28 protein-coding genes and 1 pseudogene are annotated in these 25,883 nt (G+C 41.1%); 11 read left to right on the top strand and 18 right to left on the bottom strand.

What is annotated here, in order from left to right; genetic code table 11:
* Positions 1-77 precede the first annotated feature (77 nt).
* Entirely contained in the window at positions 78-518 is a 441-nt protein-coding gene (locus MTN96_RS28255; protein ID WP_013463704.1) for a YqaA family protein, read from the top strand.
* On the opposite strand, the gene folX is transcribed toward MTN96_RS28255, so the two are convergent.
* The 7 genes from folX to ycaO all read right to left on the bottom strand — a co-directional run bounded on the left by folX (position 495) and on the right by ycaO (position 9,100).
* The gene (gene folX, locus MTN96_RS28260) at positions 495-851 is read right to left on the bottom strand and encodes a dihydroneopterin triphosphate 2'-epimerase (RefSeq protein ID WP_013463705.1); all 357 of its coding nucleotides are present in this window, start codon (positions 849-851) and stop codon (positions 495-497) included. The two genes, MTN96_RS28255 and folX, sit on opposite strands and share 24 nt — an antisense overlap.
* A 3-nt stretch (positions 852-854) precedes the next feature.
* A complete protein-coding gene (gene folE / locus MTN96_RS28265) occupies positions 855-1,409 on the bottom strand; it encodes a GTP cyclohydrolase I FolE (protein ID WP_008108996.1) in 555 nt (184 codons plus the stop codon).
* Between the two features lie 25 nt (positions 1,410-1,434).
* Entirely contained in the window at positions 1,435-2,154 is a 720-nt protein-coding gene (folM, locus tag MTN96_RS28270; RefSeq protein ID WP_013463706.1) for a dihydromonapterin reductase, read from the bottom strand.
* A gap of 127 nt (positions 2,155-2,281) precedes the next feature.
* On the bottom strand, positions 2,282-3,118 hold the full coding sequence (nadE, locus tag MTN96_RS28275) for an ammonia-dependent NAD(+) synthetase (protein WP_036980816.1): 837 nt from the start codon (positions 3,116-3,118) through the stop codon (positions 2,282-2,284).
* 72 nt (positions 3,119-3,190) lie between these two features.
* Positions 3,191-3,823, bottom strand: a complete 633-nt coding sequence (locus MTN96_RS28280; protein WP_175416126.1) for a YceH family protein — start codon at positions 3,821-3,823, stop codon at positions 3,191-3,193.
* Between the two features lie 47 nt (positions 3,824-3,870).
* Positions 3,871-7,221: an ATP-binding protein gene (locus MTN96_RS28285; RefSeq protein WP_248533572.1), complete on the bottom strand. Its 3,351-nt coding sequence runs from the start codon at positions 7,219-7,221 to the stop codon at positions 3,871-3,873.
* 118 nt (positions 7,222-7,339) lie between these two features.
* Positions 7,340-9,100, bottom strand: coding sequence for a 30S ribosomal protein S12 methylthiotransferase accessory factor YcaO (gene ycaO, locus MTN96_RS28290; protein ID WP_036980823.1), 1,761 nt, complete (start codon positions 9,098-9,100; stop codon positions 7,340-7,342).
* Positions 9,101-9,256: 156 nt separating this feature from the next.
* On the opposite strand from ycaO, the gene MTN96_RS28295 reads away from it, so the two are divergent.
* From MTN96_RS28295 to MTN96_RS28310, 4 genes are all read left to right on the top strand, one after another.
* A complete protein-coding gene (locus tag MTN96_RS28295; protein ID WP_069438757.1) occupies positions 9,257-11,545 on the top strand; it encodes a penicillin acylase family protein in 2,289 nt (762 codons plus the stop codon).
* Positions 11,546-11,621: 76 nt separating this feature from the next.
* Positions 11,622-12,470: an MBL fold metallo-hydrolase gene (locus MTN96_RS28300; protein WP_036980826.1), complete on the top strand. Its 849-nt coding sequence runs from the start codon at positions 11,622-11,624 to the stop codon at positions 12,468-12,470.
* An 88-nt stretch (positions 12,471-12,558) separates the two neighbouring features.
* On the top strand, positions 12,559-14,091 hold the full coding sequence (locus tag MTN96_RS28305; RefSeq protein WP_069438758.1) for a bifunctional GNAT family N-acetyltransferase/carbon-nitrogen hydrolase family protein: 1,533 nt from the start codon (positions 12,559-12,561) through the stop codon (positions 14,089-14,091).
* On the top strand, positions 14,091-14,408 hold the full coding sequence (locus MTN96_RS28310) for a multidrug efflux SMR transporter (protein WP_010392612.1): 318 nt from the start codon (positions 14,091-14,093) through the stop codon (positions 14,406-14,408). The genes MTN96_RS28305 and MTN96_RS28310 overlap by 1 nt, the downstream gene beginning before the upstream one ends.
* A gap of 40 nt (positions 14,409-14,448) precedes the next feature.
* Here MTN96_RS28310 and MTN96_RS28315 read toward each other — a convergent pair whose 3' ends face one another.
* The gene (locus MTN96_RS28315) at positions 14,449-15,330 is read right to left on the bottom strand and encodes a DMT family transporter (RefSeq protein WP_083238633.1); all 882 of its coding nucleotides are present in this window, start codon (positions 15,328-15,330) and stop codon (positions 14,449-14,451) included.
* A gap of 244 nt (positions 15,331-15,574) precedes the next feature.
* On the opposite strand from MTN96_RS28315, the gene MTN96_RS28320 reads away from it, so the two are divergent.
* Positions 15,575-15,958 carry an MAPEG family protein gene (locus MTN96_RS28320; RefSeq protein ID WP_033103663.1) on the top strand — a complete coding sequence of 128 codons (384 nt, stop codon included), beginning with the start codon at positions 15,575-15,577 and terminating at the stop codon, positions 15,956-15,958.
* On the opposite strand, the pseudogene MTN96_RS28325 reads toward MTN96_RS28320, so the two are convergent.
* The 3 genes and pseudogenes from MTN96_RS28325 to MTN96_RS28335 all read right to left on the bottom strand — a co-directional run.
* Positions 15,955-16,695, bottom strand: a pseudogene (locus tag MTN96_RS28325) (M56 family metallopeptidase); the annotation flags it as partial. The gene MTN96_RS28320 and the pseudogene MTN96_RS28325 sit on opposite strands and share 4 nt — an antisense overlap.
* Positions 16,696-16,716: 21 nt before the next feature.
* Complete coding sequence (locus tag MTN96_RS28330) at positions 16,717-17,091, bottom strand: BlaI/MecI/CopY family transcriptional regulator (protein WP_036980833.1); 375 nt, start codon at positions 17,089-17,091, stop codon at positions 16,717-16,719.
* 112 nt (positions 17,092-17,203) lie between these two features.
* Positions 17,204-17,893: a pseudouridine synthase gene (locus MTN96_RS28335; RefSeq protein WP_069438759.1), complete on the bottom strand. Its 690-nt coding sequence runs from the start codon at positions 17,891-17,893 to the stop codon at positions 17,204-17,206.
* A 91-nt stretch (positions 17,894-17,984) separates the two neighbouring features.
* Here MTN96_RS28335 and MTN96_RS28340 point away from each other — a divergent pair, with 91 nt between their 5' ends.
* Both MTN96_RS28340 and MTN96_RS28345 read left to right on the top strand, forming a co-directional pair.
* A complete protein-coding gene (locus MTN96_RS28340; protein WP_036980836.1) occupies positions 17,985-18,290 on the top strand; it encodes a DUF6482 family protein in 306 nt (101 codons plus the stop codon).
* Positions 18,291-18,331: 41 nt separating this feature from the next.
* A complete protein-coding gene (locus MTN96_RS28345; RefSeq protein WP_069438760.1) occupies positions 18,332-18,751 on the top strand; it encodes a GNAT family N-acetyltransferase in 420 nt (139 codons plus the stop codon).
* On the opposite strand, the gene MTN96_RS28350 is transcribed toward MTN96_RS28345, so the two are convergent.
* The 7 genes from MTN96_RS28350 to MTN96_RS28380 form a co-directional block, all read right to left on the bottom strand.
* Positions 18,744-19,124: a HopJ type III effector protein gene (locus MTN96_RS28350; protein WP_069438761.1), complete on the bottom strand. Its 381-nt coding sequence runs from the start codon at positions 19,122-19,124 to the stop codon at positions 18,744-18,746. The two genes, MTN96_RS28345 and MTN96_RS28350, sit on opposite strands and share 8 nt — an antisense overlap.
* Before the next feature lie 97 nt (positions 19,125-19,221).
* Positions 19,222-19,932 carry an HAD-IA family hydrolase gene (locus MTN96_RS28355; protein ID WP_013463723.1) on the bottom strand — a complete coding sequence of 237 codons (711 nt, stop codon included), beginning with the start codon at positions 19,930-19,932 and terminating at the stop codon, positions 19,222-19,224.
* Between the two features lie 10 nt (positions 19,933-19,942).
* Entirely contained in the window at positions 19,943-20,887 is a 945-nt protein-coding gene (locus MTN96_RS28360; protein ID WP_069438762.1) for a tyrosine recombinase XerC, read from the bottom strand.
* Positions 20,884-21,495 (bottom strand): DUF484 family protein, encoded by a 612-nt coding sequence (locus MTN96_RS28365; protein ID WP_069438763.1) that lies wholly within the window; start codon positions 21,493-21,495, stop codon positions 20,884-20,886. Before MTN96_RS28365 ends, MTN96_RS28360 begins: the two co-directional genes overlap by 4 nt.
* Complete coding sequence (gene dapF, locus MTN96_RS28370) at positions 21,492-22,322, bottom strand: diaminopimelate epimerase (protein WP_013463726.1); 831 nt, start codon at positions 22,320-22,322, stop codon at positions 21,492-21,494. The genes MTN96_RS28365 and dapF overlap by 4 nt, the downstream gene beginning before the upstream one ends.
* A gap of 64 nt (positions 22,323-22,386) precedes the next feature.
* Positions 22,387-23,640: a diaminopimelate decarboxylase gene (gene lysA, locus MTN96_RS28375; protein WP_024601982.1), complete on the bottom strand. Its 1,254-nt coding sequence runs from the start codon at positions 23,638-23,640 to the stop codon at positions 22,387-22,389.
* Complete coding sequence (locus tag MTN96_RS28380) at positions 23,641-23,820, bottom strand: lipoprotein (RefSeq protein WP_013463728.1); 180 nt, start codon at positions 23,818-23,820, stop codon at positions 23,641-23,643. It lies immediately after the preceding gene.
* Between the two features lie 148 nt (positions 23,821-23,968).
* Here MTN96_RS28380 and cyaY point away from each other — a divergent pair, with 148 nt between their 5' ends.
* From cyaY to MTN96_RS28395, 3 genes are read left to right on the top strand one after another with little or no spacing between them, the layout of a single operon-like run.
* The gene (cyaY, locus tag MTN96_RS28385; protein ID WP_013463729.1) at positions 23,969-24,292 is read left to right on the top strand and encodes an iron donor protein CyaY; all 324 of its coding nucleotides are present in this window, start codon (positions 23,969-23,971) and stop codon (positions 24,290-24,292) included.
* Positions 24,289-24,945, top strand: coding sequence for an alpha/beta hydrolase (locus MTN96_RS28390; protein WP_036980847.1), 657 nt, complete (start codon positions 24,289-24,291; stop codon positions 24,943-24,945). Before cyaY ends, MTN96_RS28390 begins: the two co-directional genes overlap by 4 nt.
* A gap of 23 nt (positions 24,946-24,968) precedes the next feature.
* Positions 24,969-25,874: a DUF2914 domain-containing protein gene (locus MTN96_RS28395; RefSeq protein ID WP_069438764.1), complete on the top strand. Its 906-nt coding sequence runs from the start codon at positions 24,969-24,971 to the stop codon at positions 25,872-25,874.
* Positions 25,875-25,883 lie beyond the last annotated feature (9 nt).

Below are 25,883 nucleotides of genomic sequence, written 5' to 3' on the forward strand. Positions count from 1 at the left end.
TTCAGCGCTTTGGTTTAAGTTAAAAAATCGTCAAACCCAGCTAATTGCTGGGTTTAGTTTTTAGTCATAAGGAAAAAATGCTCTATATAACATTATTTTTTACAGCATTTATATCTGCCACGTTATTACCTAGCTCGTCTGAAGTATTGATGGGTGGCATGATCATGCAAGGCAATACTAACTTATGGCTGATTTGGTTTGCAGCAACCTTGGGTAATGTTCTGGGCAGTTGTGTTAACTATTGGTTAGGGACGCAGGCATTGCGTTTTAAAGATAAAAAATGGTTTCCAGTATCTGAAAAAGGGCTTAAAAAAGCACAACAGCAGTTTAATAAATATGGTGTTTATAGCCTGTTGTTTGCTTGGCTGCCCATCGTTGGCGACCCACTAACCGTTATTGGCGGCGTGTTTAAAGTTCGCTTTACTACATTTTTAGTGCTGGTAACGCTCGGCAAGGGGTTACGTTATTTAGCGGTAATAGCCCTTGCCGTTGGATTATTTGTGCCAGTCGAGGGTTAAAGAAACCGAATCGGCAAAGCGCAACGCATGAGGTTTATCTACTCGAGCCTTAGCATAATTAACACTTGGGTGTGAGTGGCAAACAGCAAGAATTTCAGCAACTAGTTTTTCTAACAATAAAAAGTGTCCTTGCTCCACTAAGCTAATCACCTCTTTAGTAATCACTTTGTAGTTAAGTGCTTGGTCTACTTCATCTGTTTCACAAGCTTGATCAGCAGGGTAGTGAATTTCAAGGTTAATGACCACATCTTGTTTTTTTTCACGCTCATCAGGATTAAAACCTATAAATGTGCGTAGTCGTAAATTAGTTACATTAATAATTGCGTTTGCCATACATTATCCTTTGATCAGCTGTAAAAACTCATTACGTGTTTTCGGATCGGCTCTAAAGTTTCCTAGCATTACCGAGGTACGCATGCTTGAGTTTTGCTTTTCTACACCACGCATCATCATACACATGTGTTTTGCTTCAACAATTACACCCACACCTTTTGCACCGGTTACTTCCTCAACCGCTTTTGCAATTTGATGGGTAAGCTGTTCTTGAATTTGAAAACGGCGCGAAAACATATCAACAATACGCGCAAACTTAGATAAGCCTAATACTTTGCCATCAGGGATATAAGCAATATGACAACGGCCAATAAAAGGGAGTAAATGATGTTCACACATAGAGTAAAGCTCGATATCTTGTATCAATACCATGTCGTCAGCGTCAGAGGTGAATACCGCATTGTTCGTGATTTCGTTAAGCGTTTGACGATATCCTTGAGTAAGGTACTCCATCGCTTTTGCAGCGCGTTTTGGGGTATCAAGTAACCCTTCACGTTCAGCGTCTTCACCTACAGCAGTTATAATTTTTTGATAGCTTTCTTTTAATTCGTTATGCATAAGTTTCTCAGTTTTATTAGATGACTTACTTAAGATGGCGACCACCATCAACAGGTAAAGCACGCCCTGTGATGTAATGGCTGTTCAGTAGTAGGTCTATACTATTGATAATTTCTTGGCATCCAGGTTCGATACCCATTAATGATTTTTTTAAAGTTTTAGCGCGGTACTGCTCATCATCATGTTGGTTAAAAATAATTAATGATGGCGCGACTGAATTCACTTTTATGTTAGGTGCGTATTTAGCGCTAAATGATTTAGTTAAGTTATCCAGTGCGGCTTTACTGGCCGCATAAGCAAGATGCTTTGGACTGCCTGTTTCCACTACATAATCAGTCAAATGAATAATGTCAGCGGGTTTAGCATGCGACGCCTGATAATTTAATAGTAAATCTGCGCAATGTAAGTTTACCAAGTACGGTGTTTTTGCATGAATGCGCATCATATTGTCAAACAGCTGCTCAAAGTGAGGGTTGTTAGCTTCACAGTCCCAGCTTGATGCATTATGAATAACTGCCCTGAGTGAGTCAGTGTGTGATTTAAGCAACGTAATAAAAGTATTAATGCCCTCATCAGTACTAAAGTCAGCATAAAGACAGGTAACCCCTTGTTGTTCCAACGAATCAACAGCCTCATGACGGGTCCGATAAGTAATAATGACCGCTTGCCCTTGGGCTATAAAGTGCTTTGCCAGCGCAAGCCCTATACGTTGTGCTGCACCAGTAATCAAAATAGGGGGGGTCATAAAATATAAAACTCTCTGTTGGCAAGCGTTAAGGTTAACGTTTAAAAATTTAAGCCACTTATTTTCACGTCATGTTTACGTAAAATACAAGCGGCTCGATCAGTTAAATCACGCTCATAATATTGATTTAAAAAGCATCGTATATTGTTGGAATAGGCTGGCGCTTATGTTGCGTGCGCTGGTAAATTGCAATTAGCGTTTCTTCTACATAACTTGAAACTGCTTTACCTTCTAAAAAGTCATCAATTTCTTCATAACTTAAGCCAAGTGCTTCTTCGTCTGTTAGTCCTGGTCTATCACTTTCTAAATCCGCTGTTGGTGCTTTCTCAACTAAAAACGCAGGCGCACCCAATGTGGTTGCTAATGCACGAACTTGGCGTTTTGATAGGCCAAATAAAGGAGCCAAATCGCATGCACCATCACCAAATTTAGTGTAAAAACCAGTAATATTTTCAGCACTATGATCGGTACCGACCACTAAGCCTTGGCAAAAGCCGGCTATTTCATATTGCGCAATCATGCGTTGGCGAGCTTTGACATTACCTTTAATAAAATCGATTTTATCTTGCGAAGGGAGTGTTTGTTCGGTACCCGCGAGAGTTGCCATTGTCTGCTCATGCAGTGCATCGGTTGCGGGTTTAATGTTTACCGTCATGCGGGTGCTCGGCTTAATGAAATCAACCGCCATTTGCGCTTCACTTTCATCAGCTTGAACGCCATAAGGTAGGCGCACAGCAATAAATTGATAATGAGTGTCAGGGTGTTCTTGGTTTAGCTCATCAATAGCAAGTTGACACAAACGGCCACAGGTCGTTGAATCTACACCACCACTGATCCCTAGTACAAGTGAGGTTGAATATGCCGCTTTTAAACGTGCTTTAATAAAATCCACTCGGCGTTTAATTTCAGCGTTTACATCAATCGAAGGCTGAACTTTCATTTCAGCCATAATCTCGGCGCGCATGGCCCGCTCCTTTAGTTAAATAATTTTTACGCTCTACATAGAACAACTATTATGTGATTTCATATTTATGAATTAAAGCCCTAAGTGAGCTTTTATTTGTTTAAGCTGGGCTTTTAGCTCATCAATTTCTGCAAGTAAGTCATTTAGCTCAGTGTTTTTTATATCATCAGTGTGTGTTTGTGCCTCAAGTGAAGCCTCGTTCACAGATGATTGATCTGCAAATAAATGAATATATCGACAATCCCGTTTACCTGATTCGCGCGGCATCTTTTTAACATGATTGCTTTGAATTAGTTGTTCAAGTGACTTTTCAACATCATCAATACGAGCAAAGTCGGCAAGGCGGCTACTACGTGTTTTTAATTCGCCAGGTGTTTGTGCGCCTCGCAATAATAATAAACAAATAATCGCCCTTTGCTGTTGATCAAATTGCAGGTGACTAAACTCAGTATTACAAAAACGATGATCGTATTTATTAACTCGCCCAGACAGCCCTTCATTTACAGTGACTAATCGCATACTGATTAACTCATCAACGGTTATTTGAACTTGCTCTTCTGTATAATTAACAACTGGCGCGCGATTCGATTTTTGATTACAGGCATTTGTTAATGCATTTAACGATAAAGGGTAGTGCTCAGGTGTTGTGCTTTGTTTTTCTAATAAACAACCAATAACGCGTTGTTGCTCCATTGATAATTGCAATTGCATACCTTATCTCACCTAATAAATCCTATTTTTAGCTTACACTGTTATTTGCTTGTAAGCCATTGCTGGAGCTTAGAATGAAGAGTTGTGGCATTGAGGGGTTTAGTTAAATAGTCATCCATACCAGTGGCCAAACATTTGTCTTTATCACCCTGCATTGCGTTTGCGGTAAGCGCTATTATTGTTATGTTTTTATTTACCTTGCCTGCTTTGCCTTCTCTGATGGCAATAGTTGCTTGATAGCCATCCATCGTAGGCATTTGGCAATCCATTAATATTAATTGATAAGTGTTAGCTGGGTTTTGATTCAACTTTTCAATTGCCTCAGCACCATTTTCAGCAATCTCAAATGTCACGTTCAACTGTTTTAAAAAAGCAGCGGTAACAACTTGGTTAATTTTATTATCTTCTACTAATAAAACATGCGCCGCCAGTGTATCTGTCATAACCTCAGTGGCAGCAAGCGACTTTAGTTGTGTACCAACGTGTGTTTGCTCGATAGAGCTTTTTGCAGTCAGCGCATTTTGTAAATCAAGAGGGGTGAGTGGTTTAAATACGAGGGTTTCTTCGGTTAAAAATGTGGCACTTTTATTTGTATAACTCATGGGAGCCATAATAATTAAATGGCTATTACTTTTTGTTAAAAACTGCTTAAGTGCGAGTGCTTGAGCTTCGTATAATGGTTCAAATAAAGCACTGTCAACAAGCACAATGTTTGGTGGGGTATCTTCATGGCTATTAATGTAGGCACTTATAGACAGGTAATCGCAGATCGTGCTGACCTTAGCCCCCCAGCGAGTTAATTGTTTTTTGGCAATAGTGGTATTAAGTAAGCAATCATCAATAACCCAAATACGCTTATTTTTAATTGCTTGATATGCTTCGTGCTGTTGAACTAATTGAGGGGTTATCTTTATAAAAAAGGAAAATGTACTGCCTTTATTTGGTGTACTGCTCACATTCACTTCGCCACCCATGAGCTCACACAGCTGCTTGACAATAGCAAGACCCAGGCCTGTGCCACCATATTGGCGTGTGGTTGATGTGTCTGCTTGAGTAAATGAATCAAATAAATGGGGCTGTTTTTCTGCGCTGATTCCTATACCTGAGTCAGCGATTGCACATTCTAAAACTGTGGCGTCAAGTGTGTGGGCAATTTTAGCGGTTATCAATATTTCACCGTTTTGGGTGAATTTAACGGCATTACCAATTAAGTTACTTAAAATTTGACGTAATCTATTTGGATCGCTAATAAATTCGCTGCTAGTGATATGTGTTGCATCCAAAATTAACGTGGTGTTATTTTGCTCGGCTCTTAATGCAAATGACTCAACCACTTCACCCAGTAAGTGAGGTAAATTAAATTGAATATTTTCAATGTCTAACTTGCCAGCCTCTATTTTAGAAAAGTCTAAAATATCATTAATAATTTCTAATAATGACTCTGCAGATGATTGCGCAAGTTTAATATGACGCTTTTGTTGTTGATCTAATTGGGTTGCTTTAACAATATTAAGCATTCCCAACACCCCATTCATGGGTGTGCGAATTTCATGGCTCATACTGGCTAAAAACTCACTTTTTGCAATCACAGCTTGTTCTGCGGCTTCTTTTGCCCTGACTAGTTGTGCCTCTGTTTCTATACGTTGTTGGCTAGCGTAAAGGCTGCCAATTAAAGCCCCTACAGCAATTAAAAAGCTTTCTTCATTATGGCTCCATGTTCTAACTATATCTTGCTCAGCACATACTATTCCAATAGAGCCACTGCTTGCAGGAATAAGAACACACAGCATCGCCTTGACTGAAAACGGTTGAAGGTAGCTTTCTTTGATGGGGGCTAAGTAGGGATGTTGTTGAGCATTATCAACACAAAATATCGCTTTTCGTTCTATTGCGGTAAAAAAGTCAGGAATAGTTTCTTGCAGCCACGGAATATTATTTTCGCTACCTGAACGATTAAAACTCGCAAATTGAATTAGCTGGGTTCTTTGTTGGTTAAACAATTTTATACTGGCGCAGTTTACCTCAAGGGCTTGGCAAATAGACTGCGTGATTAATTCTTTAGATTGGCTTAGTTTGCCATTTAATATTTCATCACTCACCGTTAAGGAGGCCAAGGTTTCGTTAAAACGAGCAATTTTACGATTTTCTAATTCTACTTTTTTACGGGCATCAATATTTTGTAATGAACCAAATATTCTTATACAACGGCCATTTTTATGTTCAGCTTCACCGTGAACAAGTGCCCATACAGGCTGACCATTTGCATTGATCACTTCAAGCTCAGTTTCGTAACTTTCACCATGCTTAATTGCTCTTTCAACCAGTTTAGCGATTTTTTCTCTACTTTCACCTTCTTTAAAATAGTTTAAATTTTCTGACCATTTTGGTTGCTCATCTAATGGGTATTCAAGTATTTTTTTAGTCATATCTGACCAAAACACGTGTTTTTTTTCTAAGTTAAACGACCATGCACCGACTTGTGCTAAATTACTCATCACCTCAAGCATTCTTTCGCTTTCTTGTTCACGGTTGAGTATTTTTAGATAAAACAAAAAGGCAGAAATGAGCAAGCCTAACACGGTTAAAATAATGAACCGTAAAGGCCAGACCGAAGAACTCACTGGTTGCCAGCCTTGCTTGGGTATAACATAAAGCTGCCAAGCACCTCCTTTAAAGTTTAAAGTAAATTCTAGAGGGTCTTGATCAGTAATAGAGGGGTCACCGAAAAAAAAACCACCTTGCTTACCTAATCCATTACGTCCTTGTATTGCTATATTATAATTTTGCTGTAGTTCAATGATCCCCGAATTTTCATAAACTTTTTCTATATCGAGTACCACTGAGAGCAATCCCCAAAAGGCGTTATTTTCTGGCAAGTATACTGGTACGCGCGCAATCAAAGCTTCGTTGCCTTGGATAAGCTGAAGTGGACCTGCCATCACGATCGTATTCGTGTCTCTTGCTTTAATGGCATCTTCGCGCTGTGCTTTATTTTCCAAAAAATTAAGGCCTATCGCTTTTTCGTTACCTTTAATCGGATGGGTCATTTTTATTACCATGTCTGGCGCCGCGCCAATGTTACGTAGCTCATTTGAGGTTTCAAAAAGGGGAGCTGCAATTTGTTCAAAGCGAGTTTGATCTAAGTTTGGCTCAGCGGCAACAGCAATAGCTAAGCCACGAATGAGTTGAATATTAGACACTAATACAGCTTCAAGTTGTGCTCTATAGGTACTTACCTGCGACAGAGTGCGTAATCGATAAGCATCTTTCTCACGGTGATAATTGACGTGATCAAGCACCAAGCTGATAGTGATTATCAACACCAGCGATAATAAAAAAGCCAGCTTAGCGTTATTAATTCGGGTGCGTTTGTTTTTGCGCTGCGGGGACATAGAATGTAATTAAGTTGTTAATCAAGACTGGCTAACTATAGTCAATTTATCGAAGAAATAAAAATGGCGCAGTTAAAAGTGCGCCATTTTATTTTTATAATTAGTAGTTTAGGTGTGGTTATGAGTCGCTAATTTCGCGCGCCCAATGTTGTTGCTTTGCAACGTGTAATTTGCGGTAACCATCAAGAAGTGCTGCATGCTTTTTAAAGCCCTCAAGCGATAAGCCTGGGAAAGTTAAGCCGTTAAATAATTTACGACCTTCAGCAATTTCAATAGCAAGCGTGACATTGTCGCTACCAAACATTAAACCTAATGCATCTTGATAACTTGCATATTCGCGCTCGTCATCATATTTAATTTCAAGGATTGCTTTTAAGCAACGAAAGTGACGCATCGCTTCGTCGTTTACTTGGCCGGTATGCAAAATCCAATCAACCCAGTCAATAGCTTCTTCATTACCCGCCGCTAAGCATAAATGTGCTTTAAGCTCACCAATGCGTAGTGTGTGCCAAGGTGTATCGGCGTCGGTTGCTAAGCCAATGAATTCAGCTGCGCGAATAATATCGCTGTGACCTGCTTCTTCGAGGTTGTCGTAAATTTCCATCCATTGTTTGCTATCGTACTGATCAAGCGATAAGAAGTCTTCGCGGAATTTAGCGCCTTCATTATTGTTGCGCCAAATTAGCTCATCTACAGGATAAATGTCTGACATACCAGGAACTAAAATACGACATGCATACACGTTTAAGTGGGTGTAATCCATAATATAGATATCGTGACCCATGCTATGAATTAAATCAGTACAGAAGTTGTATTCTTGCTCAGTTGAACCACTAAAGTCCCAATGTACAAATTCAAAATCTGCTTCAGAGCGGAAAAAGTCATGTGAAATTAAACCGCTTGAATCAATAAAGTGCAGTTCAATGTTCTCAGGAGTAGCGACTTCGTCGTTATCAAATGTAGCAGGTTGGAATACGTCAAGTTGATCTAGGCGACGACCTTGCAGTAATTCGGTAACGGTACGCTCTAGCGCTACTTCAAATGAAGGGTGAGCACCAAAAGAGGCAAATACTGACCCATCAACAGGGTTTATAAGCGTGACGCTCATTACTGGGTATTTACCGCCTAGTGATGCATCCGCAATGCGTAAATGGAAGCCATGGCTACGCAGCTCTTCACAGGCTTCATGAATTTTAGGGTATTGTTTTACCACCTCTTCAGGCACGATTGGTAAGCTGATACCTTCGGCAATAATGCGGTTTTTAATAGCGCGCTCAAATACTTCAGATAACCCCTGAACACGGGCTTCAAATTTAGTATTACCGGCACTCATGCCATTAGAAACAAAAATATTACCAATCACATTCACCGGAATATAAATGTCTTGGTTGTCGCGCTGACGAGTGTACGGTACAGAACAAATACCACGTTCAAAATTGCCAGAGTTAAAGTCATAAAGGTGTGATGCGGTTAATTCACGCTCTGGGTCAAAATAATCCCATAAGCTTTCATCCATAATACCCTGTGGTATTTCATCGTTTTCAACTTTAAACCATTTCTCGTTTGGGTAATGAGTAAAGTCATCATTGGCAAACTCTTCGCCTAAGTAAAAATCAGCAAAAAAGTAGTTACAGCTTAAACGCTCAAAATATTCACCTAGCGCAGAGGCGATAGAGGCTTTATCAGTGGCACCTTTACCATTAGTAAACATCACACCGCAGTCGCTATCTTTTATATGAACTGAATAACAGTTTGCTACAGGGTTAAGCCACAGCGCTTCTTCAATATTAATATTTAGCGCTTTTAGCTTGTTTTGCATGGTAGAGATAGACGATTCTAAATCGCGGTCTTTACCTTTAATAAATGTTTTTTCAGTCATTTTGATCTCAACTAGGTCTGCACAATACATGAACTGTGTATTATCGTGGATTTTGATGTTTATTTCACCCTTTACCCGCTTTTCGTAGTGTTTTTAATAGAATGAATATGAATATATGCTAATAATAGTTTATTGAAAAAGTTGAAGGGTATGTTTATGTTTAAAGTAATCAAACGGTTGCTATTAATTGTTGTGATTTTAGCGCTCGCCAGTACTGCAATTGTTTACGGCGTGTTGACTCTAAGTTTACCTACCCTTGATGGCAAAGGCCGAAGCGATGCGGTAACGCAGCCAGTTAAAGTCGCTCGTGATACGCTTGGCCAAGCTGTTATTACTGCAGCAACTCGCCACGATGCTGCCTATGGCTTAGGTTATGCTCACGGGCAAGACCGCTTTTTTCAAATGGATTTACTTAGACGTAATGCCGCAGGTGAGCTAAGCGAGCTATTTGGTGAATCCGCGCTTGGGCTTGATAAAAAAATGCGTTTTCACCAATTACGTAAACGCAGCCAAGCTATTTTAAAAACCCTTCCGAAGGCCGACAAACAGCTGCTACGCAGTTATGCCCAAGGTGTAAATGAAGGCCTTGCACAAGTAGGGTACCCCAGTTTTGAATATTTACTCACGGGGGCTGAGCAAAAGCCTTGGCAAAGTGAAGACAGTTTACTAGTTATTTTTAGCATGTACCTTGATTTACAGTCATCTACATTTGAGCGCGACCAAGCTTTAATTCAAATAGAGCAGCAGTACGGGGCTGAAATGGTAAGTTTTTTAACTCAGCCTAGCCAATATCAAGCCGCATTGGATGGCAGCCAGCTCGCTCTTTTGCATAACCCAATCCCCGAACTTTTATCGCAACCAACCACCGCGATTAAACCCATTACCGCTAACTTGGAAGTGGGTAGTAATAATTGGGCTGTCACCTCAAATTTAACCAACACTCAGGCTGCGATGCTCTCTGATGATATGCATTTATCAATGGCTGTGCCGGTTATTTGGTATCGAGCCCAATTAAACTATTCATTAAATAATAAACCCATGCAGGTAACGGGTGTCTCGCTTCCGGGAGCGCCGGCGATTGTAGTAGGCACAAATAACAACGTTGCATGGGGGTTTACCAACGGGTATTTAGATACCGCCGATTGGATTGCGCTTAATAGCGATAGCAAAATGTGGCAAGTAGATGAGTCTATTGCATTACCCAGTGGCAAAGTAGAAAGTTACTCCCTTACGCTCAGTGAATACGGTCCGGTAAAATACATCAATGAAAAGCCTTACGCACTGAGCTGGGCTGCACATCAACCATACGCCGTTAATATGCAGCTATTACAGCTTGAGCAAGCACAGACTGTTGATGATGCGCTTGATATTGCAAGTGACGTAGGCATTCCTGTGCAAAACCTGCTGGTGGTCGATGACCAAGGAAATGCAGCATGGAAAAATATGGGCGGCATACCTGCGCGAACAACACCCAATGAATTAGCCGTAAAAGAAGAAGATTACTCTGCGCTTTGGCAGCAAAACGAAATCGATCGACCTTTTATTAAAAATCCTGAAAACGGGCGATTATGGACAGGTAATTCTCGAGTGGTATCTGCTGATGATAACGTCCGTTTTGGTAATGGCGGCTATGCGCTTGGAGCCCGTGCAACGCAAATTCGCGATAGGTTATTTGAAAAACAACGCTTTAATGAAAGTGATTTTTATCAGTTGCAGTTAGATAACCAAGCACGATTTTTAATGCCTTGGCATGCCTTATTGCTTGAGCAGTTAAAAAAGCAGCCCACGCGCTATAAAGATCATATAAATGCCCTCGAAAACTGGCAGCAATGCGCTTGCCCGCAATCAATAGGGTATACCTTAGTAAAGACGTATCGTGATGAACTGATTAATATTCTATTTAGCAGTATTGAGACAACACTCAACCAGCAAGATGGCACATTAAAATATGTGAAACGTGATTTAGAGCCTGCTGTTTGGCAGTTAATAAAGGCTCAGCCAACAAGTTGGGTTAATCCGCAGTTTACTAATTGGGAGCAGCAATTACAGGGTGCCTTTGAGCAAACACTCACGCAGTTAACATCACGGTTTGGTAGTAACATACAAAACTGGCAGTGGGGAAAAGTAAACGAATTAGCGATTGAGCACCCGTTTGCTAAACAAATGCCCATACTAAGTAAGTTACTTAACATGCCAACAGCGCCCGGGTTTGGTGACAGTTATATGCCAGCGGTGCAAAAACGTAGTTTTGGCGCATCACAGCGTTTTATTGTTCAGCCTGGGCACTTAAAGAATGCTATTTTAACGATTCCGGGTGGGCAATCAGGGCACCCACTTTCTGAATTTTACCGAGCTGGCTTTGATGAATATGTAAAAGGTAAGCACACGCCATTATTACCGCAAGCATTAATGCATCAAATTGAAATTACACCAATGAACGACTAGCCTTGGATGCAAAGTGAGCTAAATAAGTAGTAATAACGTTTTATAACCCAGATAAAGCAACTATAGGAAAACAAAAATGAAAAAATTACTACCGGCATTAATCACCAGTTTACTGTTAAGCAATCATGCATTTGCGGATGAAAACCCTGTTACGGCTACACAATTAAGTGAACATGTTTACGTGTTATTTGGCCAAGGCGGTAACATTGCCGCAAGCGTGGGGGATGATGGTATTTATATTATTGACGATCAGTTTGCCAAGCTTTCCGACGATATTAAAAAAACCATTAGCGAATTAAAGCCAGGCAGTGCCGAGTTTGTAATTAACACACACCATCATGGTGACCATACTGGGGGTAACGAGAACTTTGCCAAAGCGGGCGCACATGTGATTGCTCACGACAATGTGCACAAACGCTTAAAAGAAAAACATGGTGAGGGTTCTGATTACTTACCGCGTATTAGTTTTGGCCATGATTTAAAACTGCACTTTAACAATGAGCATGCGCATGTTGTGCACTACTCAAATGCACACACAGATGGCGACTCGGTTATCTTTTTTAGTAACGACAACATAGTGCACATGGGCGATATATATTTTAACTTTGGAAGCTTACCTTTTGTTGATGTAGATAGTGGCGGTAGTGTTAATGGTGTTTTAGCGGCGGTTGATGATGTGATTAAACAAATTGATGAAAAAACAACCGTTATTCCAGGGCATGGCCCGATAAGCGACCGTTCAGGGCTAATGACGTATCGTAAGCTGGTACAAAAAGCGAAAGATGTTATGCTTAATGCTATGCAAAACGATGCCAGTTTAGAGCAAGTCCTCAAAGCCGATCCATTATCAGAACTTGGCCTTGAATATGCAAATTGGTTACCTAAAGAGCGCGTAACCACACTTTTTTATCGCAGTTTAAAGTAGCGCAAAGCGCGAATAAAAACGCATAAACCTAATAAAGCTGAGCATGTGTTCAGCTTTTTTGATTCTTACATGCCCCAAGGAGTTGCGTATGTCGGCAGAAAAAACCCATCTTGAAATTTGTAACTTAACCCGAGAACAATACCCACAAATTAAAACCTTGATGGACGAAGCTTACCCCGACCTAGGCGGAGCATGGCCAAGCCATACTATTTTTAGACTCATCGATCAGTTCCCTGAAGGGCAAATTGGTATTGTTGATGATGGCGTGCTGGTGGGTTTAGCGCTGAGTGTCCAAGTGGATTATGCACGTTTTTCAAACCCGCATACCTATGAAGATATTGCCGATGGCCACGACCGTGTATTTAGCGACACCACAGGGGATGCTTTATACGGTTTGGATGTTGCTATTAGTGAGCAATACCGTGGCATGCGTTTAGGACGCCGTTTATATGATGCGCGAAAAGAATTGTGCCGTCAGTATAATTTACGCGCTATTTTAGCGGGTGGGCGTATTCCGCGTTATTACAATCACAGCAGTGAAATGACCCCGATGGAATACATTGCTAAGGTCGATCAAAAAGAGATATACGATCCTATATTGAGCTTTCAATTGGCTAACGATTTTCAGGTAAAGCGTTTACTTAAAAAGTACCTTCCAGAGGATCAAGAATCAGTAGGTTATGCCACATTACTTGAGTGGAATAACATTATGTATGAGCCAACCGACACCGTTATTGAGTCAACTAAATCAATCGTACGGGTAGGGGCTGTGCAGTGGCAAATGCGCTGTGTTGAATCGGTTGAAGAAATGCTTAAGCAAGTTGAATACTTTGTTGATACGGTATCTGATTACAAAAGCGATTTTATTTTATTCCCTGAGTTTTTTAATGCGCCACTGATGGGATTAACCGAGCAAAGCAATCAAACCGAGGCAATTCGGTATTTAGCCGAATACACAGAGACCTTTAAAAACGCCATGTCGCGTATGGCGATAGAATACAACGCCAACATTATTACCGGTTCAATGCCGCTTGCCGAAGACGATAAAATATATAACGTTAGTTATTTATGCCATCGCAGCGGTAAAATAGACGAGCAACGTAAAATTCATATTACCCCGCATGAACAAAACGATTGGGTGATCCAAGGCGGTGATAAAATTGCTGTATTCGATACAGATGCAGGCCGTGTAGGTATTCAAATTTGTTATGATGTCGAATTTCCTGAGTTGTCACGTATTTTGGCCACCCAAGGTTTGGATATTTTATTTGTGCCATTTTGGACTGACACTAAAAATAGTTACTTGCGTGTACGCCATTGTGCCCAAGCACGTGCCATTGAAAACGAATGTTATGTGGTTATTGCAGGCTCTGTGGGTAACTTACCTGAAGTAGAAAGCTTAGATGTGCAGTTTTCACAGTCGGCGGTACTAACCCCATCGGACTTTTCATTTCCGCACGATGCCACACTAAATGAAGCCACCACCAATACAGAAATGTTATTATTTAGCGACTTAGATATGGATAAGTTAAAAATTCTTCACAGTGAAGGGACAGTGCGTAACTTAAAAGACCGCCGTCACGATTTGTATGAAGTGATATTGAAAAAGAGAGATATTTAATGGCGTGGATGTATTTAATTATTGCTGGGTTACTTGAGATTGGCTGGCCTATAGGGTTAAAAATTTCTCAAACCCCTGAAACTCGTTGGCAGGGCATAGCGATTGCCATTGCGTTTATGGTCGCGAGCGGCTTTATGTTGTGGTTGGCGCAAAAGCAAATATCTATGGGCACGTCGTACGCAGTATGGACGGGTATTGGTGCTGCTGGTACGTTTTTAGTGGGTATATTATTTTACGGTGATGCAGCCACGTTTGGCCGTATTGCTGGTGTGTTAATGATTATTTGTGGTGTCATCACCTTAAAAATTAGTCATTAATTGTTAGATTAAACAAGCGCAGGTTGATACCTGCGCTTTTTTAGCTGCTCGGCAGCATTACCAATATCGCAGCCACTGCAATCAATAATAGCCCAGCGCTATCTTGGCGTTTTAGCGGTTGTTTTAACCATAAAACAGCAATCAATATCGTAAAAAATACTTCTATCTGGCCGAGCGTTTTTACATAGGCAACATGTTGCAAGCTCATTGCGCTAAACCAACCTATTGATCCCAAGCAACTAAATATACTCACCGTACAAGTCATGCCCTTATGCTGAAACATAGTTTTAAATGTATCGCGTTCCTTTAAGGCAATATAAATACACAGCATCAGTGTTTGTAAACTAATAACAAGCAATAAAACCCATGCAGGCGCATACGGAAAAGCTATACCTGAGCTTAAACTGGCTTCTCTGATCCATGACGATGACAACGCAAACGAAGTACCGCAGGCAAGCCCTGTTAAGGCGGTTTTTAAGCTAAAATGTTTCACATTCGCAATGCCGCTTAATAGCAATACAGCGAGTGCGCCAATAAATACACCAATCCAACCTAAAAATGAAAGCGCCGAACCAAAAAATAGTAACCCAAATATCGCCGCCATTAGCGCTTCGCTTTTAGCAAGGCCGGCGCCTACTGCAAAATTGTTCATTTTAAACAACTTCACCATGAGCCCCGTGGCAATAATTTGCACTATGCTGGCTCCAATAATATAGCTAATAAATAAAGGGTTAAACGAAGGGAGAGGCGCATCTTGGTAATAATAAAGCGCATATAAATACAGACCTGCAATAGGGCTTGCGACAATAAAGCGGGCTAGAGTAACGCCAGCAACGCTGACATGAGCGCTTAATTTACTTTGCAGCGCATTACGCCATGACTGCATAAATGCGGCAAAAATAGTCAGTAAAATCCAAATCATCTTAAATAACATACAAAAAAAGCGGAGGAGTAATTTAGCAGTACTGTGACATGAAAGCGACCATCAAAAAGGCATAATGAATATTCATCACCTGCGACAATTTGCCACAGTGACGCACTGCTTAAATCGGCTATAGTGTGAGGGATGTTACTGCTAGCCGCCAGAGCTCAGGTTATTTATATTTGGCGGCTTTTTTCTATTTGCTGTGTTATTTTGGGTCATAAATAATAACTTGAGAATGATAATGACGATTTTATTGGTTTGCGCCTTAATTGCAGTGATCATGCCTTATGTTGCAAGGATCCCAGCTATTATAGAAATGAATAAGCTCGGTGGTTACGATAATAAACATCCGCGGCAACAACAAACACAACTTACAGGGCTCGGAGCACGGGCGCTGGCTGCTCATCAAAACTGTTTTGAATCGTTAGCGGTTTTTGCCGTTGCTTTGGCTGCTGTATTAGGCACAAACAATGTTAATGCCGTAACCGAAACTTTAGCGATGACGCATATTGTAGCGCGTATTTTATTTTGTACTTTTTATTATTTAAACCTCGATATTATTCGCTCGATCACTTGGCTGGTAGGCATGGGAGCCGCTATTGGCATGATCGCCGTCAGTTTATAACGAGAATAAGCCATCAGACCCGCTGGTGCATTTGCAGCGCAGTTTACTAAGGCTTTGCTGTATAAAATTTGTTGCTGTGTGGTTTTATTGCTTAGTACCCGTTCATCACAAGTCAGCTCTTGTAAGCGTCTAAAGCTTGCGTAAGCCATCCAAGCTAAAGGGTTAAACCACATTAAAATTGTAGCCAGTAATAGCAGCGCATTTGTTAGGTTATCTTTGCGTTTTATATGCACATTTTCGTGCTCTAAAATAAGCGCCAATGTAGCTTTATCAAACAGAGTATTATAATTGTGCGGCAATACCAGTTTGCTATTAAAAACACCAATGACCATGGGCGTAGCCACCTGAGCGCTGGTATAAGTTTGTACTCCTACTGTTACTTGCTTAAAGCGTGCTAATTCAGTGAGCTGTAGGCCTTTGACAAATCGGGTATGGGTAACAACAGCGGCAATTAATAAGACCGTAGTAATAATGACATACAGTAGCGCCAAACTAACACTCAAGTCGTTTGTAAGTACCTGATTAGGTGTAATTAAATAGTAACTAATGCTGCTATTTTATAGTGGCTTAATTGCACTAGGTAAATTAGCCAACAGAACTGATACAGGTATTAACCAAGCTAATTTATACACAAAGTGTGAACCAAGGGTTTTTAAGCCAAAGCGCTCAAGTAAAACAAACCCTGCAAACAACAGACTTAATAATAGCTGTTGTTCAATGAGCCAATTAAATCCTATTTAAATTACCATGCAAACTCCTTACTTTTGATTATTTTCCCAGTCATCAATGACTTTTTTAAGCTCGTTTATATCTTGCTGAGAGAGTTGCTCCGATTTAGCGAAGCCACTTACCAAGGGGGCAATACGACCACTAAAAAAGCGCTCTATGAAGTTCTTACTCTCCTTTAAAGTGTAATCAGCACGCTTTATACAGGGGGTGTAAATATATTGGCGGCCGTCTTTTTCAAAGCTAAGCGCGCCTTTTTTTACTAAACGACCCAATAAGGTTTTAATGGTTTTTTCGTGCCATTGTTTATCGTCACTTAAACGCTCAATAATTTGGCTGGCTGTGGCGGGATAGTTAATCCAGAGTGCGTCCAGCACTTCAAATTCTGCTTTTGATAATTCGATCATTTTATTGCCTACAAGTGTAATCTTTAATTTAAGACTACATTTGTAATCTATTTTTGCACGTTTATTTTATATTTTTTATCGCATTAAAGTGAGGGGGGGTAGCGTGAGCTTGTTAGCCTAAAATGTCGCTTTTATTAATTTTTATAAACTGGTTTTCAGGTAAATTTAAATGGTCTAACAGTAATTCACTTATTTGTACGCGGTATAAATCAATCACTTTGTAACCACAGTAATGCGCCATTTTACGAATTTGTCTGTTGAGCCCTTGTTTTAAAACAATACTAAATTGATTACTCGCTATTTTAACTACTTCACAAGGTCGTGTTATTTGCTTATCGACAGGGACGCCTGCAGCCATTTTTTCGCAAAAATGCGCGTCTAATGGTTTATTGACGGTGACTAAATAGCGTTTAGGTTGATGAAAGTCTGGATGGATCAGCTGGTTACAAAAATCTCCATCATTGGTCAAAATAAGCAATCCGCGTGAGTCTTTATCAAGGCGACCAATAGGGTATACCCGTGTTAGTTGCGGTAAATGATGAATAAGGCTGCTTGGGTCGTGCTGATTGAGTTTACAGTCAATCCCTACCGGTTTGTGATAGGCAAAGTACACTAAATCGGCTGGGCCTTTAATGGCGTGACCATTAACGATAACACGGTCGTTTTCGTCCACATGATCAATATGATTAGCGGGGCGATTATTAACCATGACAACGCCTTCATCAATCAAGCGCGACGCTTGTTTTCGTGAGCAAACACCGGCATGGGCAATGTATTTAGCGAGTCGAATTTTTGTATCCATAATGCCGTGTAATTAAAAAATATTGATCGCGATTATAACAAAGCTGCGTATTGATTACTTGGACAGTTAATTTAACAGTAGGTAGGTTACTATGGGTATTCAATTTTCAGAACTAAAAAAGCATCAGCCATTACAAAAAGTGGTTGTTCATTCACTGGAAATGGCCTTGTACCAAGTGTCTGTTGTCATAAATAATGTTGAATACTACGTACAAGAAAGTAATGGTGAATTTGTAAAGGCACCAAGCCCATTACATATTCAAAAACGCTTTGAAGATATCGCCTATGCACAAATGATGCTAAGGCACACCAGTGCTTATGATGAAATGTGTGGTCAACCAGAAAAAATTTCCAGTAATATGCTCGAAGTGCCCTTTGGGCAAAACAACCTATTTTAATGTCAGGTATTTGCTAATATAGGTTTATTTGGAATCATCCAATGTACCTATTACATCCCGATAATTCTGAGCAATTAAATCAAGCACTGCGCGCGCACATGCTTGAGTTTAATGCTCAGCACTTCGACGCACAGCGTCAACCTCTTGGCTTTAAATATCTCGATAAACAAGGTGAGTTAGTTGCAGGCATAAGCGGTCATGTGTTTGGTAACTGGTTGCTAATAAGCTGGTTATGGTGCGATGAATCTGCACGAGGCAATGGCTTGGCTGATTCGTTATTAACATCACTTGAAAATGCAGCAATTGAACAAGGCGCTGCTCAGGCTCAGCTTGACACCTTAGATTTTCAAGCCAAGCCTTTTTATGAAAAACGGGGTTACCAAGTTAAATATCAACTTGATAATTACCCACTTAATGGCACTCGTTACTTTATGGAAAAACTGCTAATAGTGGCTAAATAACGCTGATTGGAGCGTTATTTTTTGCTGTTAATGGCGTACCATCAAAGGTAATACCTAAAAATGGGGTGGCTTCAGGCGCTAACATAAAAGTGCGAATATTCATGTGATCGTCTGCATCTGGGTTGTTTAGTACGTCTTCGCGATAAAATGCCCCAAAACAATCTAATGTATTTTGCTTACTAATACCATTGAGCTTAGCAAACGCAAAAATTTTGCATGAACCGTTATTTTCACTCGCAGAGCTCAATAACCCATGGTTACTAAAACTGCACGCTGTAAAAGTATAATGCGCATCAATAACGGCCATAGTATCAGCAAAACCAATGCTCTTAGGCTCATTCGCGAGCGTTGTTAAGTAGTTTGTGAGTGTCATACGCTGTCCTTGTTATTATAAGATATTGTTAAGTAATTACCCCTAACCTATCTTGTGATTGATTTATATTCAATTGAGCCAATAAAACAAGCATAGTTTATTTACCAATTAAGTGGGTTAACGCATGAATGTTGGTTATTTCAATATCAGCAAGTCCTTTGTAGGCATAGGCTTGTGCTTGATTATTTAACCACACAGACTGGCAGCCAGCGTTATTAGCACCTTGCACATCGCTATCAAGGCTGTCACCTATGTGTAAAATTTCACTGTTGTTAATACGCAAATGTGTTGCAGCTTGATCAAATAAGGTCGTATGTGGTTTAGCCTTACCGTGCAAGCCAGCTTGCAGCACCAGTTCAAACTTATCTTTTAAATTAAATCGCTCAACCTCTACATTACCGTTAGTAATGGCAATTAATTTGTAGTGCTGGCTTAGTTTATCGAGCAATGTTAGTACGTCTTCGCTCACTTCAATATTACTGCGCGCATCAGCAAATGCTTGATAAGCACTGTGTGCATGATGCTCTACTTCATCGTCTTTAAAACCAAGCTCAGACAAAACTAAGCGTAGGGTATGTTTACGCCACTGAGTGACGTTATCAATGAGTTCAGGTTGGTGTTGAACAACTCGCTCACGGCATTGTTGCCAAAACTGTGGCCCCTGTTTTTTATAGCCTGGCAGCGCATTTAAATAATCAATTTGTGCCTGAACGGCTGCGGTTATGATTGGGCGGTTGTCGTATAAGGTGTCGTCTAAGTCAAAGCTTAGTACAGAAAAAGGAGAAATTGCGCGATTAAATCGGATCATGGTTATTACCCTAATCAGTCCGTTTTTTAGCACGTGGATGGGTGTTGTCATACACCTTAGCCAAGTGTTGAAAATCTAAATGAGTATAAACTTGGGTTGCAGATAAACTACTGTGGCCTAATAGCTCCTGTACTGCTCGTAAATCGCCAGACGATTCTAATATATGCGACGCAAATGAATGGCGTAATTTATGCGGATGCACTTGTGAGCTTATACCTTGTTTAATGCCCCATTCTTGCATTCGCAAACGGACTTGGCGCACAGAGATACGGTTTTTTTTACTACTTAAAAATACCGCGTGTTCGTCTGCGCCCATAAATAGCGGCCGAACCGCGAGCCATTTCTTTAATGCCTCAAGGGCCTTAGAGCCAACCGGTATTAGCCGTTCTTTTGCACCTTTACCACGTACCAGTATTTCACCATTACGGGCGTTTATATCCTGCATGTTAGCACCAACTAACTCGCTAATGCGCAGACCTGATGAATACATGAGTTCCATCATGGCTTTATCTCGAATGGCAAGTGGATCGTCATCGGGTATTTCGAGTAAACGTGCCATTTGGTCAACATCAAGATTTTTAGGTAAAGGCTTGGCAAATTTAGGGCCTTTTATTCCTTGCGCGGGGTTATGGTAATGCGGTTGCTCAGTAATATTTTTTGCTTTTAAAAACTTATATAAACTTCGAATGCAGCTTAGCTTTAAGCTGATTGTTCTACCGCTCAGTTGCTTAGCGCGCAGCGCCATGCTGTAACGGCGAATGTGCTCACTTTGTACCGCAAACCAATTGTCGCATAGCTTATTAAAATACAAGGCGGCAAAACCTAATTGGCTAACATATTGATTGACGGTGTGCGCTGAATACTGGCGTTCAAATTTTAAGTAATCACTAAATAACGTGATGGGTGTACGCCAGTTATCGCTTAAGTCGCTAATATTTGGCGTGTCGTCGCTCATGCCAGTTCCAGTAACCGTATTTGTAATGAGCGTACAAAATCTAACACAAATAAGTTATCTTGTGAGGGCTCAAAGTGGTTCTCATCGTGGCTGCCAAAAGCCAAAATTGCGTAGGGGTTAGTGGGTTCGCCAATTAAATACAGGGCGGCCGATTGGGTATCATCGTTAAAGAGTAAGTCGCGCTCTTGCTGATTTACCCGCCCTAAATAATGATTATTATCTGACAATCTATGCTCTACTAAGCCCTCAAACGCGCTGTCGTATCTTACGAGTTTGCACTCATTGATAGTCGGGCTCATGCAAATAATGTTGCGTAAGTTACTTGCCAAAGTATTAAAGTCGTAATTACTCCAAAGCTGACGATGGCATTGACTGAACAAGCGGTACACGAGTTCATTTTGCGTGGCATGCTTGGTCATCGTCTCGATTTGATGTTTTAACTGAGTATTGTGTTCACGTAGTTGACGTTGCTGAATATGTACTAACGAAGTCGCACCCTGAACTTGCTGTTGTAACTCAAGTTGCGCTAATAGCGCAGGTTGATTTATTAAAAAATCAGGGTGCTGTTGTAAGTAATCTATTACTTGCTGTTTAGTTAATTCACTCATAGTGCAACTTGCCCATCAAATACATGTTCAGCGGGGCCTGTCATACGCACTGGGTGGCCTTCGCCACTCCAGCGAACTTGTAAGCTACCGCCTGGTAAATCAACTTGCACTGTGCTGGTGAGCTTGTTTTGAATAAAGCCAATCACCATAGCGGCACATGCACCGGTACCACAAGCAAGTGTTTCGCTTACACCACGTTCCCACACTCTGAGTTTAATGTGTTCTTGAGAAATAACCTGCATAAAGCCAATATTTGCGCGCTGTGGAAAACGTTCATGATTTTCAAGCAACGGGCCAAGGGTACTCACTTGTGCCGTTTCAATGTCGTCTACTTCCATGACGCAATGCGGGTTACCCATAGAAACAGCACCACTAAAAACGGTATGTTCTTCTGCACGAATAATGTAAGTCAGCTCACGTTTGGTTGCTTTGAGCGGGATTTTACTCGGCTCAAAATTAGGGTGTCCCATGTTAACCGTTACTTGGCCGTCTTTTTCAATATACAGGGTGAGGTTACCAGATTTAGTTGAAACGCTAATTTTATGCTTATTGGTTAAGCCTTTCATGCGTACAAAGCGGGCAAAGCAACGGGCGCCATTACCACATTGTTCTACTTCGTGGCCGTCGGCATTAAAAATCCGATAGTGAAAATCGAGATCGGGTGAGTAAGGGGCTTCAACCATCAGTAATTGGTCAAACCCAATGCCGAAATGGCGATCGGCCAGCTTTTTGATTTGATCACGGGATAAAAAAACGTTTTGTGTAATATTATCAATCACAACAAAGTCGTTACCTAAGCCGTGCATTTTGGAAAAATTAACTAACATAGCGCTCTAATTCGGTTTTGCTCTGTGCTAATCATGCCACAGAGCAGCTAGGTAACAAAAACGTTTATGGTAAAATTTTCTCACCTTGGTATAGGCTTTCGATGGTTTCGCGTTCGCGAATAAGATGATGTTGCTCACCATCTACCATTATTTCGGCAACCCGTGGGCGTGAGTTATAATTTGAACTCATTGTAAAGCCGTACGCTCCAGCGCTACGCTGCACTAACAAGTCACCTTGCTTGAGTGCTAGAGGGCGGTCTTTACCTAAAAAGTCACCGGTTTCACACACCGGCCCAACTACATCATAGTTGTGGGTAGGTGTTTCGTCATCACGCACCGAGACAGGAATAATTTTTTGCCAAGCTTGATAAAGTGATGGGCGCAACATGTCGTTCATACCCGCATCAACAATCGCAAAATACTTGTCTTGATTTTGCTTAATAAACTCAACTTGAGTCACTAAAATCCCAGCGTTGGCGGCAATAGCCCGTCCTGGTTCAAAAATCAGTTCAAGGTGGCGATAATTGGTAAGGCGCTGTGTTACTTGTGCTGCATACTCACTCGGGTGGGGAGGCTGTTCGTCGTCGTAGGTTACGCCAAGGCCTCCACCAATATCTAAATGGCTTAACTCAATACCTGCATTTTTTAACTCATCAATTAATGCCAGTAGTTTATCAAGCGCCTCTAAAAACGGTTTGGTTTGTGTCAGCTGTGAGCCAATGTGACAATCAACCCCAACTATATTTAAGCCAGGTAACGACGCAGCATGTTGGTACACACTTAACGCGGTTTCGATACCAATGCCAAATTTGTTTTCTTTTAGGCCAGTAGAAATATACGGGTGTGTTTTAGCGTCAATATCAGGATTAACACGAATAGAAATTGGCGCGTCTAGATTAAGCTCACAGGCTACTTCTGAAATGCGCTCAAGCTCTGAGATTGATTCAACGTTAAAACATTTAATACCTAATTCTAACGCATAAGCAATTTCGTCAGCGGTTTTAGCAACCCCAGAAAACACCACTTTATTGGCTGCGCCTCCCGCTTTAATGACCCGCGCGAGCTCGCCTTTTGAAACAATGTCAAAACCCGCACCAAGTCGCGCCAGTATATTTAATACTGCAATATTTGAATTTGCTTTAACGGCGTAGCACACTAGGCTTTTATGATCTTGAGCTGCATTAGCAAACGCTAAATAATGGCGTTCAAACGTCGCTCTTGAATACACATAACACGGTGTACCATAGTGCTGTGCAATCGTTGCTACGCTGACATCTTCAGCAAATAGTTGGTTGTTTTTATAATTAAAAAAATCCATTTACTGCTCCTGTTTTTGCTCAATAGGTGTTTGCTTGTTGGGGGTGTCTGTTGGCTGATTTTGTTCAGTAGGCTGCTCTGGTAAGTACAGCGGGCCGCTTTGACCACAGCCAGCTAACGCACACAACAAAACGGTGCTGATTAATAGTTGTTTTAATTGTAAGGTATATGTCGCTTTCATTAGATTAATACGGTTGCTGGCTTTATAATCGCAGAGTAACAGAATATCTAAAAAATGCAGCTATTCGCGGATGATTTTATTCCTGTTACACTAGCTGTACAAACATGCACCCATTATTTAGGCGTCTTGCCTGCAAAGGAAATTAACGATGACTGATCACGAATATCACCAGTTAGCAGAAGCTCTTATGTTCACAATTGAAGAACAAGTTGATGATTGTGAAGCAGATTTAGATTATGAATCGGCTCAAGGTATTTTAGAAATTATTTTTCCAGATCGCAGTAAAATTGTGATTAATAAGCAAGCACCGTTGCATCAAGTGTGGGTGGCAACAAAATTTAATGGTCACCATTTTGAAATGCGTGATGGTCAATGGATCGATAACCGCTCAGGCGCAGAGTTTTGGAGTTTCATCAATGAAGCGTCAACACGTCAAGCGGGTCAAGAAATTAAGTGGCAATCATCGCTATGAGTTTAGAGTTTGTTCAATACCCAGCTCAGGGGACGCATAAAGCCACGGTTATTTGGTTACATGGTTTGGGTGATTCAGGTGATGGTTTTGCCCCAGTAGCGCCACAGCTCGATTTACCCAGTGAACTAGGTGTGCGTTTTATCTTTCCGCATGCGCCTATGCAGGCTGTTACTATTAACGGCGGTATGCAAATGCGCTCATGGTATGACATTAAATCGATGGATTTAGACAAACGTGCAGATGAACAGGGGGTTAGGGAATCTGCAGCAAAAGTTGAGCAATTAATAACGCAAGAAATTGCTAACGGCATACCGGCGAACAAAATTATTTTAGCGGGATTTTCACAAGGTGGCGTCATATCGCTACATTTAGCCCCGCGTTTAGAGCAAAAGCTTGCTGGCGTTATGGCACTATCAACCTATATGTGTGTGCCACATAAATTGGCTGATGAAGCAAAGCAAACACAGCTAAATATATTTATGGCTCATGGGAGCCAAGATGACGTTGTACCGCATAGTGCGGGTAGAAGTGCGTTTGAAGTATTATCAACGCATAACATGGATGTAAGTTGGCAAGAATACCCAATGGGGCATCAGGTTTGTACACAAGAGTTACAAGCTGTGCGCCAATGGTTAATTTCTCGCTTAAGTTAGTTTAGGAGCCGCTGAGGGTCAAAATGAGTCAAAAAATAGTAATAACAGCAAATGTAAAACGTGAACCACAGGTTAGTGAACCCAGCGTGAGCTATGAGTGGCATTGGCGTCGGATTGTGAGTATTTCTATGTTGGTGATTATGACCTCAGCAGCGGTTATTTACGGCCTGTCTAGCGCTGTGAATGCTGATCAAGGGGCGCCGCATCCTCATGAGCAGCTCGATTTTACTGAGCAACAAACCGCAATTGTGTCGCTAAGCGATGATACTGTAGCATCAGCAGAAAGTGAAAACGCAACAGATGCTGGTGAGGAGCCGCTGAGCGGTGTCGCAATTACAGCACCTAAAATCCTTTCCCCAAATGAACAAAGATCAGCTCCTATTACCGAACAAGTAACATCAGAGCCTAAAGTTCAACAAAGTAATATTGAGCAAGAAGTAGAGCCAACGCTCACTGCTGAGCCTGAAGAAGCAGCCATGGCTGCAACAGATAACCAAACGCCTGAAACCGAAACGGCCAGTGAAAAACCGGCTGAGCAAAAAGTATTTGCTGAATCAGCACAAGTTGCGAGTGTGGCCATTGGTGCCAAAATAGATACAGCTACTATTAGCCGCGCCGTATTGACGCGCAGTGTGAGTAATCGTGAACCAACCAATGTATTTGCCGCCGATGTGCGTTTAAGCCAATTTGAAGAATCATTGTCATTTTTTAGTGAGCTTAAAAACTTACAAGGTCAGCAGGTAAAGCACATTTGGTTATTTGAAGGGGAAGTGATGGCGGAAGTGTCGCTCAAAGTTACTTCTCCGCGCTACCGAACTTACTCAACTAAAAATATTATGGATTCCCAGCTAGGGAATTGGCGCGTTGATGTGGTTGATGAGCGAGGCTTACTCATTGCGCAAAAAAAATTTAGAATTTTAGCTGATTAAATCGCCCTC

Source organism: Pseudoalteromonas sp. 2CM28B (genome assembly GCF_023161935.1).

Coding starts and splice junctions, on each gene's coding strand:
- MTN96_RS28255 (WP_013463704.1), top strand. CDS start 78: ATGCTCTATATAACATTATTTTTTACAGCATTTATATCTGCCACGTTA.
- folX (WP_013463705.1), bottom strand. CDS start 851: ATGGCAAACGCAATTATTAATGTAACTAATTTACGACTACGCACATTT.
- folE (WP_008108996.1), bottom strand. CDS start 1,409: ATGCATAACGAATTAAAAGAAAGCTATCAAAAAATTATAACTGCTGTA.
- folM (WP_013463706.1), bottom strand. CDS start 2,154: ATGACCCCCCCTATTTTGATTACTGGTGCAGCACAACGTATAGGGCTT.
- nadE (WP_036980816.1), bottom strand. CDS start 3,118: ATGCGCGCCGAGATTATGGCTGAAATGAAAGTTCAGCCTTCGATTGAT.
- MTN96_RS28285 (WP_248533572.1), bottom strand. CDS start 7,221: ATGTCCCCGCAGCGCAAAAACAAACGCACCCGAATTAATAACGCTAAG.
- ycaO (WP_036980823.1), bottom strand. CDS start 9,100: ATGACTGAAAAAACATTTATTAAAGGTAAAGACCGCGATTTAGAATCG.
- MTN96_RS28295 (WP_069438757.1), top strand. CDS start 9,257: ATGTTTAAAGTAATCAAACGGTTGCTATTAATTGTTGTGATTTTAGCG.
- MTN96_RS28300 (WP_036980826.1), top strand. CDS start 11,622: ATGAAAAAATTACTACCGGCATTAATCACCAGTTTACTGTTAAGCAAT.
- MTN96_RS28305 (WP_069438758.1), top strand. CDS start 12,559: ATGTCGGCAGAAAAAACCCATCTTGAAATTTGTAACTTAACCCGAGAA.
- MTN96_RS28310 (WP_010392612.1), top strand. CDS start 14,091: ATGGCGTGGATGTATTTAATTATTGCTGGGTTACTTGAGATTGGCTGG.
- MTN96_RS28315 (WP_083238633.1), bottom strand. CDS start 15,330: ATGATTTGGATTTTACTGACTATTTTTGCCGCATTTATGCAGTCATGG.
- MTN96_RS28320 (WP_033103663.1), top strand. CDS start 15,575: ATGACGATTTTATTGGTTTGCGCCTTAATTGCAGTGATCATGCCTTAT.
- MTN96_RS28330 (WP_036980833.1), bottom strand. CDS start 17,091: ATGATCGAATTATCAAAAGCAGAATTTGAAGTGCTGGACGCACTCTGG.
- MTN96_RS28335 (WP_069438759.1), bottom strand. CDS start 17,893: ATGGATACAAAAATTCGACTCGCTAAATACATTGCCCATGCCGGTGTT.
- MTN96_RS28340 (WP_036980836.1), top strand. CDS start 17,985: ATGGGTATTCAATTTTCAGAACTAAAAAAGCATCAGCCATTACAAAAA.
- MTN96_RS28345 (WP_069438760.1), top strand. CDS start 18,332: ATGTACCTATTACATCCCGATAATTCTGAGCAATTAAATCAAGCACTG.
- MTN96_RS28350 (WP_069438761.1), bottom strand. CDS start 19,124: ATGACACTCACAAACTACTTAACAACGCTCGCGAATGAGCCTAAGAGC.
- MTN96_RS28355 (WP_013463723.1), bottom strand. CDS start 19,932: ATGATCCGATTTAATCGCGCAATTTCTCCTTTTTCTGTACTAAGCTTT.
- MTN96_RS28360 (WP_069438762.1), bottom strand. CDS start 20,887: ATGAGCGACGACACGCCAAATATTAGCGACTTAAGCGATAACTGGCGT.
- MTN96_RS28365 (WP_069438763.1), bottom strand. CDS start 21,495: ATGAGTGAATTAACTAAACAGCAAGTAATAGATTACTTACAACAGCAC.
- dapF (WP_013463726.1), bottom strand. CDS start 22,322: ATGTTAGTTAATTTTTCCAAAATGCACGGCTTAGGTAACGACTTTGTT.
- lysA (WP_024601982.1), bottom strand. CDS start 23,640: ATGGATTTTTTTAATTATAAAAACAACCAACTATTTGCTGAAGATGTC.
- MTN96_RS28380 (WP_013463728.1), bottom strand. CDS start 23,820: ATGAAAGCGACATATACCTTACAATTAAAACAACTATTAATCAGCACC.
- cyaY (WP_013463729.1), top strand. CDS start 23,969: ATGACTGATCACGAATATCACCAGTTAGCAGAAGCTCTTATGTTCACA.
- MTN96_RS28390 (WP_036980847.1), top strand. CDS start 24,289: ATGAGTTTAGAGTTTGTTCAATACCCAGCTCAGGGGACGCATAAAGCC.
- MTN96_RS28395 (WP_069438764.1), top strand. CDS start 24,969: ATGAGTCAAAAAATAGTAATAACAGCAAATGTAAAACGTGAACCACAG.